This is a genomic window from Lutibacter sp., from assembly GCF_041596795.1.
GTDB lineage: Bacteria > Bacteroidota > Bacteroidia > Flavobacteriales > Flavobacteriaceae > Lutibacter.
Genome location: NZ_JBFHHX010000110.1, coordinates 1 through 10,814, shown reverse-complemented (window position 1 = coordinate 10,814; position 10,814 = coordinate 1). Strand labels below are relative to the sequence as shown.

Sequence of the window (10,814 nt, the reverse complement as noted above, 5' to 3'; positions counted from 1 at the left end):
TTAAGTAGTTACCGAATATACTAATTATTCATTTAAATATAAAGGAGAAAAAGTTATTTAATGCGTAAAATATAATGTTTCTTTTTTTTAAGAAACCTTGTATAAATATTAGTAATTAAATTGTAAAAAAAGTTACTGTAAAAGGAAATTATTTCATGTAAATTTGAAATAATTAATTTTTGAATTACAATTATGACAAATAAAATTGAAGTTAGTTGGAAAGGACAAATGCTTTTTGAATCAGTTGCTCTTGAAGGAACTGTAATGATTGATGCTGCTGAAGATGTTGGCGGACAAGGAAAAGGGTTACGCCCAAAAGCAATGATGTTAACTGCATTAGCAGGATGTTCTGCTATGGATGTTGCTTCTTTGTTGAAAAAAATGCGCGCTGAAGTGGATGATTTTAAAATTGAAGTTGAAGGAAATTTAACTGAAGAACACCCGAAAATTTACGATAAAGTAAAGGTTATCTATCGTTTTTATGGAAGTGATTTTAAAAAAGATAAAATAGAAAAAGCGGTGAATCTTTCTGTTGAACGCTATTGTGGTGTTTTTGAAATGTTTCGAAAATTCTCTGATATTTCTCACGAAATAGTATATGTAGAACAGTAATCTTATACTATAAGATTTAATGTATAAATAGCCAATTGCAATATGCTTTTGGCTATTTTTTGAATATATTTTCCTTATTTTTGAAGAAAAATTAATGCTATGCGTTGGACTTTTAAGCCCGAACCAAACAAAATTATTACCTCAAATTTAGCTCAAGAATTAGGAGTTGACTATACTATTGCAAAATTGTTAGTACAACGTGGAATTGAAACTTTTGAACAGGCTAAAAATTTTTTCAGACCAGATTTAAACAATCTTCATAATCCGTATTTAATGAAAGATATGGATAAAGCCGTTGAACGGATAGAAAAAGCAATTGAAAACGGAGAGAATATTTTAGTTTATGGAGATTATGATGTTGATGGAACAACATCGGTTTCTTTAATGGCATCGTATTTAAAAACAATTCACCCAAATATTGCAACTTATATTCCCGATAGATATAACGAAGGTTACGGCATTTCTTATCAAGGAATTGATTTTGCAGAAGACAATAATATATCACTAATAATTGCTTTGGATTGTGGTATAAAAGCTATTGATAAAGTTACGTATGCCAATAAAAAAGGTATCGATTTTATTATATGCGATCATCACAGGCCAGGAAATGAAATTCCAAATGCAATAGCTGTTTTAGATCCAAAAAGAGAAGATTGTGAATATCCGTATAAAGAATTATGTGGTTGCGGTGTTGGGTTTAAATTAATTCAGGCATTAGCTTCAAAAAGAAATCAAACAATTAATGATTTAGTTGAATATTTAGATTTGGTAGCAGTAGCAATTGCTGCAGATATTGTTCCAATTACTGGTGAAAATAGAATTTTAACCTATTACGGATTGCAAATAATCAATCAATCTCCAAGAACTGGTATTAAAGCAATGATTCATCAAATAAAAAAAGAAGAATTATCTATAACCGATGTTGTTTTTATAATTGCACCAAGAATTAATGCTGCAGGAAGAATTAAGCACGGAAATTATGCAGTTGAATTATTAACGGAGCTTGATTTTGAAACAGCCATTAATTTTGCCGCTGAAATTGAACAAAATAATACTGAAAGAAAAGAACTTGATAAAACTATAACCATTGAAGCCTTACAACAAATTGAAGAAAATAATGAACAACAAAACTTTTCAACTGTTGTTTATAGTAAAAATTGGCATAAAGGTGTTATTGGTATTGTGGCTTCTAGATTAATAGAAACTTATTACAAGCCAACACTTGTGTTTACAAAAAGCGGTGATAAATTAGCAGCATCTGCACGTTCTGTAAAAGGTTTTGATGTGTACGATGCCTTAGAGCAATGTTCAGAATTTATTGAGCAATTTGGTGGACATAAATATGCTGCAGGCTTAACATTAACAGAGGAAAACTATCCAAAATTTAAAGCAAAGTTTGAAGAAGTAGTTAAAAATACACTTCCGGAAGAGTTAAGAACTCCAGAAATTACCATTGATGCAGAAATTAGTCTTTCTGAAGTTACGCCTAAATTTTTCAGAATCATCAATCAATTAGGGCCATTTGGACCACAAAATATGAAACCTACTTTTAGTTCATCGGGATTAAGAGATAATGGCTACGGTAGAAATGTTGGTGCAGATGAATCGCATTTAAAATTAAGTATTATTGAAGGTGCTAATCAAATTACATACAATGCCATTGGTTTTGGTATGGGCGATAAAATAGATATAGTTAAAAATGGAAATGCATTTAAAGCAGCCTATAATATTGATGAAAATAATTGGAATGGTAATACCAGTATTCAATTATTACTAAAAGATTTACAAGAAGAAAATACCATAAATTAAAATAAATATTATGAAATCAATTTACCTTTTAGCAGTTGTTTTACTTTTTTCAATAAATATAAATGCGCAGAATTTTGTTTCTCAAAAAGGAGGTCATAGTTATACAATGGATATTCCTAGGTATATGATGAAATCATTTGAACTAAATGACGCAGCTTCTTTACAATATCAAAATGCGGTAAAGGAAGCATATGTAATAACTATTGAAGACTCTAAAGAAGAATTACAATCTTTAGGAATGCTTTTTTTAAATCCAACAGAATTTTTAGAAAACTTTATTGAAGAGTATCAAGTAAATGCAGAAAACAGAGCCTTGTCTCCAATTGCCGAATTTATAAATAACGGTAATAATCATTCGCAAATTGAAATGACTTGGACAGAGGAAGGAACAGGTTTTTATATGCTTATTACTGTTGTTGAAACAAAAACGCACTTTTATAAGGTGCTTTGCTGGACCTTAGCTGAATATAAAGACAGTTTAAAGAATGATTATTTAACAATCTCAAAATCTTTAAAAGACTAATTTTTATTTAGTTTCTTTTATCAAATATATATAAACTGGGTAATGGTCGCTGTAACCACCAGTAAAACTACCGTAGCTCCAACTTCTAAAAGGATATCCTTTATATTTACCTGTTTGGGTTGTTAAATATTGTGGATTGTAAACACCTGCTTTATACATTTTGTACGAATTGTATTCTTTTTTATGAGCCAATAAAGGAGAAGTAAACATAATTTGATCAAACAAATTTATATTATCTCTGTATACCAATGTATTTTGTCCACGTCTAAACATATCTTCCATTGGGTTGTAAATATCACCTTCTTTAACGTCTGATTTTTTAGCTTTTGTTTTTAAAATGTTTTTTAAGCTCGAATTAATTGGGTCGTCATTTAAATCACCCATAATAATCACTTTAGGATTTGGATCTGTTAGTTTAATTTGCTCAATTATTTGAGTATTTAAAAAAGCAGCTTTTTCTCTTGTTGGTCTGCTTTTTTCCTCTCCACCTCGCCTAGAAGGCCAATGATTTACAATAATATGAATCAACTCATCACCTAAATATCCAGATACTAACAATTGATCTCTGGTGTAAATACGCGTTCCATCACTTTCCCATAATTTGAGCTCAAATGTTTGATGATGTGTTGGTCTAAAAAATGAAGGTTGATATAAAAGAGCTACATCAATACCTCTTAAATCTGGTGAATTGTAGTGAATAATGCCATATTTTTTAGATTTTAAATAATCCGTTGCAATTAAATCTTCTAATACTTTTCTGTTTTCAATTTCTACTACACCTAAAATAACAGGGCTGTTTTTGGTGTCCTTTTCTCCAATTTCAGAAATTACCTTTGCCATGTTTTGTAATTTTAACTGATAGGTTTCTTCTCTGTTCTCTTTTATCTCCATAATAGGACTCGCTTCATCGTTTATAAGTGTATCATTTTCGGTATCAAAAAGATTCTCTAAATTGTAAAAAGCAACAGTTTTTATATCGTATTTTTTTTGGCTATAAGTATAGGTTGTGAAAATTAAAAAATAGATTAAAAGTATTTTGTATGGTTTCATGCGAATTGTTTTATGGCTAAATTACAAACAAACTTTGAGCCAGAAATATAGTTTTTTAATTTTATTTCAATTTAATTACTTTGATAAAACCGTATAATATTGTTATTTTTAACAAAAAAATAACTTGTTAATGAAAAAATACTTTTTAACAGTTATTATTAGTTTGTTAATTTTTGATCAAATAACTGCGCAAGAACTATGCTCTATAAACGGTGTGGTTCAATCTACTTCGCAAACCCCATTAAAAGGTGTTTCAATTAAAATAAGTGGCGCAGAATTTCAAACACAAACTAATGATAACGGAATTTTTCGACTAGAAAAAATTCCTTTAGGAGCTTATGTAATTGAAGTTTATTTAAGTGGATTTGAAGCACAAAAAATACCAATACATTTAAGGGAAGAAAAGGATTTAAATTTAGGAACTGTAATATTGCAACTTTTTATTCCTGAATTACAAGAGTCTAGCATTATTCTATTATCTGATGATGATTTGTTAGATGATGGCGAACGAAGTTCAGATAATATTGCTGGTTTATTTCAATCTTCAAAAGATGCGTATTTAAGAGCCGCCGCTTTTAATTATAGTCAGTCTTGGTTTAAAGTTCGTGGTTACGATTCTAGTTATGGTATAATTTCCATAAATGGTATTGAAATGAATAAACTGTATGATGGTCGTCCGCAATGGGGAAATTGGGGAGGTTTAAATGATGTGTTCAGAAATCAGGAATCGTCTAACGGAATTGCAGCTTCAGATTTTTCCTTTGGAAATATTTTAGGAGCAACAAATTTTACAACACGCGCTTCCGATTATCAAGCTGGAGGAAAAGTATCATTAGCAGCAACCAATAAAAGTTATACCGGCAGAGTTATGGCTAACTATGCAACTGGGTTAAATAAAAATGGTTGGGCTTTTGCCGTTTCAGCATCTAGAAGAGTTGCGCAAGAAGGTTATTTAGATGGTACAACCTACAACGCTTGGGCGGCATTTTTAGCAATTGAGAAAAAAATAAACACCAATAATAGTATAAATTTAACGGCATTTACATCTCCAAATCGTAGAGGTAAATCATCGCCAAACACACAAGAAGTGTACGATTTAAAAGGATATACATACAATGCTTATTGGGGGTATCAAGAAGGTGATAAACGAAATTCTAGAATTAAAGAAGTTGTTGAGCCTGTTGTAATGTTAACGCATATTTACGAGAAAGAGAATACAACCCTTAAAACAACAGCCGCGTTTCAATTTGGTCATATTGGTAATAGTAGGTTAGGGTATTTTAATGCTCCAAACCCAGATCCAACATATTGGAAAAATTTACCAAGCAGCTATTTAAGATATTCCGATGATTTAGATTATGCAAATGCGTATTTATCCGAACAAGATTTTATAAATAATGGACAAATAAACTGGAATGAAATATACTTGTTAAATGCAAACAAAAGCAATGCGTTGTATTATTTGTATGAGGATAGAGTTGATGATACTCAAATTTCTTTAAGTTCTGTTTTAAATACAAGTTTAAATGATCATATAAATTTAAGTGGAGGTGTTAGTTTTAATAAGTTAACATCTAACAATTATGGTAAAATGTTAGATTTATTAGGGAGTGATGGTTTTGAAGATTTAGATCAATATGCCATTGGTGATGCTCAACAAAACGATTTAAACAACCCTAATAGAGTTGTTGGTGTTGGTGATAAGTTTCAGTATAATTATACCATTAATGGTTCTGTTGCAAGTGCATTTGCTCAAATTAGAGCTACTCAAAGAAAGGTAGATTATTTTGCAGGTATTAACTTTAAAAGTACTAGTTTTCAGCGTAATGGATTGTATAAAAACGGAACGTATAACACAAATTCTTTTGGAAAAGGAGAAAAACAATCGTTTACAGATGTTAGCGCTAAAGGCGGATTAACCTATAAAATAACTGGTAGGCATTTGGTAACATTAAATGGAGGCTATATTTCTAACGCTCCAAACATTAAAACTACATTTTCAAACTCTAGAGTTAATAACAATATTACGCCAGACTTAACCAGTGAGAAAATTTTAACGGGTGATGTGAGCTATATTTTTAGATCACCAAAAATTCAATCGAGAGTTACAACCTATTATACCAAATTTAGTAATGCTATAGAAACATCTTTCTTTTTTGCTGAAGGATTATTAGGTGATCAGGCAGATTTTGTAAATGAAATTACCACAGGTGTAGATAAGTTAAATATTGGAGCTGAATTAAGTATTGAATATCAAGTTACATCAACTATAAAATTATTAGGAGCTGGTTCTTTTGGTCAGTTTACATATAATAATAATCCACATATTTACATTCAATCGGAAAGTTTAATTAATGAAGATAGCGACTTTGGAACTACCTATTTAAAAAACTATAAAGTTTCAGGAACACCACAAAGAGCCTATTCTTTAGCTTTTGAATATAGAGATCCGGCGTATTGGTGGTTTCAAATAAATGGAAGTTTGTTAAGTAATAATTACCTAGATATATCACCTTTATTGCGTACCGATAATTTTTATATTGATGCCGATGGTGTTCCGTTTTTAGATGATGAAACAGGTTTGCCAGTTACTCAAGAACAAGTAGATGATTTATTAGTACAAGAAAAATTTGACGATGCCTTTTTGTTGGATGCAGTTGGAGGAAAATCTTGGAGAGTAAACAATAAATATATCGGATTTTTTGTTGGTATCAATAATATTTTGGGCGAATTGTATAAAACAGGAGGTTTTGAACAATCCAGAAAATCTAATTACCCAGAACTAAAAGAAGATAAACAATTAAATAAACCAATTTTTGGTCCAAAATATTGGTACGGAAATAAAACATCCTATTATTTAAACTTATATGTAAGATTTTAAAAGAACTAGCCATGAATAAGAATATACTAATAAAATATACGGCAGCATTTGTACTACTAAGTACGTTTTTAGGCTGCGTAAAAGATCAAGATTTTTCAACACCAAATGTAGAATGTACGGAGCCAAGTTTAACAGTAACAAACACCATAGCACAAGTAAAAGAAATGTATACTTATGGTAGTTACACTGTTGTAGATACGGATGTTGTAATTGAAGGTTATGTGGTTTCTAGTGATCAATCTGGGAATATTTACAAATCCATTTCTATTCAAGACAAACCTGAAAATCCAACATCAGCCATAAAAATTTCTATTGATGAAACCAATTTATACTCTAAATACAACGTTGGAAGAAAAATTTATGTAAAACTAAAAGGTTTAGCAATTGGTTATAGTTATGGAAGTATTCAAATTGGAAAAGCCGATGCTGGAGATTTAGGTAGAATTTCATCGTATGAAATTAACGATTACATTATTAGATCTTGTGAAGAAGCAGAAATTGTTCCTAAAAAGGTAACTGTTTCTGAGCTTGATGAAAGTATGTTGGAAATGTTGGTTGAAATTGAAAATGTACAATTTAAAACTACAGATTTAGGGCAATCGTACGCAAATGTAGATAATACATCAACAGTAAACAGAGTATTAGAGAGTTTTGATGCAAATTGTAATTTGTTAAATGAGGTAATTGTTAGAAATAGTGGTTATTCTACTTTTAAAAACGAATTATTACCAGAAGGAAAAGGAAGTGTTGTTGCTATTTTTAGTAATTATTACGATGATTATCAGTTGTATTTACGCGATACAGATGATGTAAAATTTGACCAAGCACGTTGTACTTATTCAAATGTTTTAACACCAACTTTAACTTTGCAAGAAGTAAAAGATATGTACACAGGAACAATGGTTGAGTTTGGTGTGGATACTGAATATATTGTTGAAGGTTATGTGGTTTCTAGCGATGCGTCGGGAAATTTTGAAAATAAATTAATACTTCAAGATAAACCAGAAAACCCAACTGCCGGAATTCAAATTTTAATTGATAAAGAACTTATTTTTGAACAATATGCAATTGGAGATAAGGTTTTTGTAAAACTAAATAAATTGTATATGACAAAAAACGATGGTGTTTTAAGTGTTGGCTATCCAAAAAGTACTAAAGTTACTGTTATTGATGAGGAAGCAATTGGAAGTTTTATATATAATAGTGGAGAAAATAGTGAAGTAGTACCTACTGAGATTTTAATTACAGATATTCAAAATGAGATCTATCAAAATACTTTAGTTAAAGTAAATGATGTTCAGTTAGTAGAAAACGAATTAGGAAAGGCATTTACCTTTTTTACAGGAAATGAAGATGCTACCAGAACGTTAGAAACGTGTAATCAAACTACAAAACTAAGTGTGTTTACTAATGGAAATGCAACTTTTACCAATCAATTATTTCCAAAAGGTCATGGTTCAATAATAGGTGTGTTAAATGCGTATTTAGAATTAAGAACAGAGAATGATGTTCAGTTCTCGGGTGCTTTTGAGATGTGTGAAGTAATTATTCCTAAAATTATGATAACAGAAGTAGCAGATCCTATAAATAATGTAAATGCCCGTTTTGTAGAATTGTATAATGCAGGAGATACTGAAATTAATTTATCTGGCTGGAAATTGAATAAATATATTAACGGAGCAACTTCGGTTTCAAGTTCGCCAGTAGAATTAAGTGGAATTACAATTCCGGTTGGAGGTTTTGTTATTATTGCAGCTTCTGATTATAAAACTGTTTTTAGTGATATTCCTGAGGTGGAATCTACCTATATTTCTGGAAATGGCGATGATGTTTATGAATTGGTAGATAATACTGGAGCTAGAATTGATATTTTTGGAGTTATTGGTGAAGATGGAAATGGTACTAATTGGGAATATTTAGACGGAAGAGCAGTTCGAAATTTAGATATTGTTGAGCCAAATACGGTATTCACAATTAGCGAATGGACTGTTTCTTCAGATGCATCAAATAATTTGATTTCTTACCCAAATACGCCGAAAAATGCGCCAAATGATTTCAATCCTAATTTAAGATAGTGTAAAAAAAAGCATTAAAAAAGCCAAATATCACAAATTAAGATATGTGAAATGTTAAAAAATTATCAATAATGCAAAACCTAAAGAAAAACATTTCTAAAGCGGTAAATATTTTTAAAGCTTAAAACAAGTAGTTTTTAGCCGTAAATTTGGTATATAAATAGAAACAAAAATAAATACCAAATATTATGAAAAAATTACAAGTATTATTAGTAGCATTTACATTAGGAACAATGAGTTTATTTGCAAATAACATTGAAACACCAGAAGTTTCTAAAGATGAAATAAGACAACAAATAGTTGAGTTAATTCAATCAACAGACTTCAATTTTGATAATAATACAAATGTAAACATTACATTTACATTTAATACAGAAGGAGAAATTGTGGTTTTAAAAGTAAATTCTATAAGTAAAGATGTTTTAAATTTTGTTCGTACAAATTTAAATGGAGTAAAACTTGAAAATCCAGGTAAAGTAAATAGAGAGTATACAATGCCTTTAAGTGTTGTATCAAAATAATAGTTAACCAAAAATAGTGATAAAAAGGCTTGGGTATTTTACTTAAGCCTTTTTTTTATGTTTTACTAATTCTTTTTTAAGTAAACATATACAGGAAAATGATCGCTAAATCCACCTTGGTACCATTTACCAATATAAGTTCTAAACGGATTTCCTTTGTATTTTCCTTTCCATTCTTTTAAAAAGTGTTCATCAAAAATTTCGGCATATTTAAAAGAATGTTTGTTTTCTTCAATATTAATAAAATTTTTAGTAAATATAATCTGATCAAACAAATGCCAAGTTTTTTTATGGTTTAAAGTACCATTTCCGGTATTTATCAATCGTTCCATCGGATTGTAAAATGTATTATTAACCAAATATTTTTTTACGCTAATATTTGTTGGATTGTCATTAAAATCACCCATTACAATAATTTTTGCGTTCTCAGTCTCATTATTTATTTTGTGCACAATAGATGTTACCAATTCAGCGGCTTTAATTCTTTTTTCTTCGGTTATATCATCGCCATTTCTTCTGGATGGCCAATGATTTATTAAAATATGCATTAATTCGCCATTTAGGTTTCCTTTTACTAATAAAACATCTCTGGTAAAATCGCGTTCGCCATATTCGTTTTCAAGGTAAAGTGTAAAAGTTTCAGAATGTAATAACTCAAATAATTCTTTTTTATAAAGTAGTGCAACATCTATTCCTCGTTCATCGGGTGAATCGTAGTGAACAACACCGTAATGTTCATCTTTTAAATTAATTGTACTAATTAAATCATTTAAAACCACATCATTTTCAACTTCAGCAACGCCAACAATTGCAGGTGAATGGTTAGATCGTTTTGTGCCAAGTTGTGAAATAACACTGCTTAGTTTGTTAATTTTTCGTTTGTATCGTTTGTAATTCCAATGTTTTTTACCATTTGGGGTAAAGTCATCATCTAAAATAGATGGATTATTTTTTGTATCGAATAAATTCTCTAGGTTGTAAAAAGCAATTGTGTAAGCTTGTTTGTTTTTTCCTGGGGATTTAAAAAATGAAAACATAAATAAATTATTAAAACTCCAAATTACAAAAATAGATTTATATTAGTATTGTATCTTTGCAATAATAAATAAAGTAGTTAAATATCATAAAAAGTTATGATTGAAGAAAGAAAAGTTACATCTGAAGAAGCGGTATTAATAGGGATTATTACACAACACCAAACCGAAGAAAAAACCAATGAATATTTAGATGAATTGGAGTTTTTAACTTTTACGGCAGGTGGCGTTGCTGTAAAAAGATTTGTGCAACGTATGGAAAGTCCAAACCCTAAAACGTTTATTGGAACCGGAAAACTGGAGGAAGTA

The 10,814-nt window shown here is 29.9% G+C and carries 8 protein-coding genes and 1 pseudogene; 7 read left to right on the top strand and 2 right to left on the bottom strand.

The annotated features are described in order from the left end of the window. Window positions 1–192: 192 nt before the first annotated feature. The 3 genes from ABY298_RS11975 (at window position 193) to ABY298_RS11965 (ending at window position 2,944) form a co-directional block, all read left to right on the top strand. Window positions 193–612, top strand: a complete 420-nt coding sequence (locus tag ABY298_RS11975) for an OsmC family protein (protein WP_372746294.1) — start codon at window positions 193–195, stop codon at window positions 610–612. Window positions 613–711: 99 nt separating this feature from the next. Then, window positions 712–2,421 (top strand): single-stranded-DNA-specific exonuclease RecJ, encoded by a 1,710-nt coding sequence (gene recJ, locus ABY298_RS11970; protein ID WP_372746293.1) that lies wholly within the window; start codon window positions 712–714, stop codon window positions 2,419–2,421. A 10-nt stretch (window positions 2,422–2,431) separates the two neighbouring features. Next, entirely contained in the window at window positions 2,432–2,944 is a 513-nt protein-coding gene (locus tag ABY298_RS11965) for a hypothetical protein (RefSeq protein ID WP_372746292.1), read from the top strand. A gap of 3 nt (window positions 2,945–2,947) precedes the next feature. Here the strand turns inward: ABY298_RS11965 and ABY298_RS11960 are convergent, their stop codons facing one another. Then, window positions 2,948–3,994 carry an endonuclease/exonuclease/phosphatase family protein gene (locus ABY298_RS11960; RefSeq protein ID WP_372746291.1) on the bottom strand — a complete coding sequence of 349 codons (1,047 nt, stop codon included), beginning with the start codon at window positions 3,992–3,994 and terminating at the stop codon, window positions 2,948–2,950. 130 nt (window positions 3,995–4,124) lie between these two features. Between ABY298_RS11960 and ABY298_RS11955 the strand changes: the two genes are divergently transcribed. The 3 genes from ABY298_RS11955 to ABY298_RS11945 all read left to right on the top strand — a co-directional run bounded on the left by ABY298_RS11955 (window position 4,125) and on the right by ABY298_RS11945 (window position 9,471). Then, on the top strand, window positions 4,125–6,875 hold the full coding sequence (locus tag ABY298_RS11955; RefSeq protein ID WP_372746290.1) for a TonB-dependent receptor domain-containing protein: 2,751 nt from the start codon (window positions 4,125–4,127) through the stop codon (window positions 6,873–6,875). An 11-nt stretch (window positions 6,876–6,886) separates the two neighbouring features. Further along, window positions 6,887–8,950 (top strand): DUF5689 domain-containing protein, encoded by a 2,064-nt coding sequence (locus tag ABY298_RS11950; RefSeq protein WP_372746289.1) that lies wholly within the window; start codon window positions 6,887–6,889, stop codon window positions 8,948–8,950. 188 nt (window positions 8,951–9,138) lie between these two features. After that, entirely contained in the window at window positions 9,139–9,471 is a 333-nt protein-coding gene (locus ABY298_RS11945) for a hypothetical protein (protein ID WP_372746288.1), read from the top strand. 65 nt (window positions 9,472–9,536) lie between these two features. On the opposite strand, the gene ABY298_RS11940 is transcribed toward ABY298_RS11945, so the two are convergent. Beyond that, entirely contained in the window at window positions 9,537–10,508 is a 972-nt protein-coding gene (locus tag ABY298_RS11940; protein WP_372746287.1) for an endonuclease, read from the bottom strand. A gap of 96 nt (window positions 10,509–10,604) precedes the next feature. On the opposite strand from ABY298_RS11940, the pseudogene ABY298_RS11935 reads away from it, so the two are divergent. Next, window positions 10,605–10,814: pseudogene (locus tag ABY298_RS11935) on the top strand (GTPase HflX); the annotation flags it as partial.

Excerpts from the sequence above, each read along its gene's own strand:
- ABY298_RS11975 (WP_372746294.1), top strand. The coding sequence starts at position 193 with ATGACAAATAAAATTGAAGTTAGTTGGAAAGGACAAATGCTTTTTGAA.
- recJ (WP_372746293.1), top strand. The coding sequence starts at position 712 with ATGCGTTGGACTTTTAAGCCCGAACCAAACAAAATTATTACCTCAAAT.
- ABY298_RS11965 (WP_372746292.1), top strand. The coding sequence starts at position 2,432 with ATGAAATCAATTTACCTTTTAGCAGTTGTTTTACTTTTTTCAATAAAT.
- ABY298_RS11960 (WP_372746291.1), bottom strand. The coding sequence starts at position 3,994 with ATGAAACCATACAAAATACTTTTAATCTATTTTTTAATTTTCACAACC.
- ABY298_RS11955 (WP_372746290.1), top strand. The coding sequence starts at position 4,125 with ATGAAAAAATACTTTTTAACAGTTATTATTAGTTTGTTAATTTTTGAT.
- ABY298_RS11950 (WP_372746289.1), top strand. The coding sequence starts at position 6,887 with ATGAATAAGAATATACTAATAAAATATACGGCAGCATTTGTACTACTA.
- ABY298_RS11945 (WP_372746288.1), top strand. The coding sequence starts at position 9,139 with ATGAAAAAATTACAAGTATTATTAGTAGCATTTACATTAGGAACAATG.
- ABY298_RS11940 (WP_372746287.1), bottom strand. The coding sequence starts at position 10,508 with ATGTTTTCATTTTTTAAATCCCCAGGAAAAAACAAACAAGCTTACACA.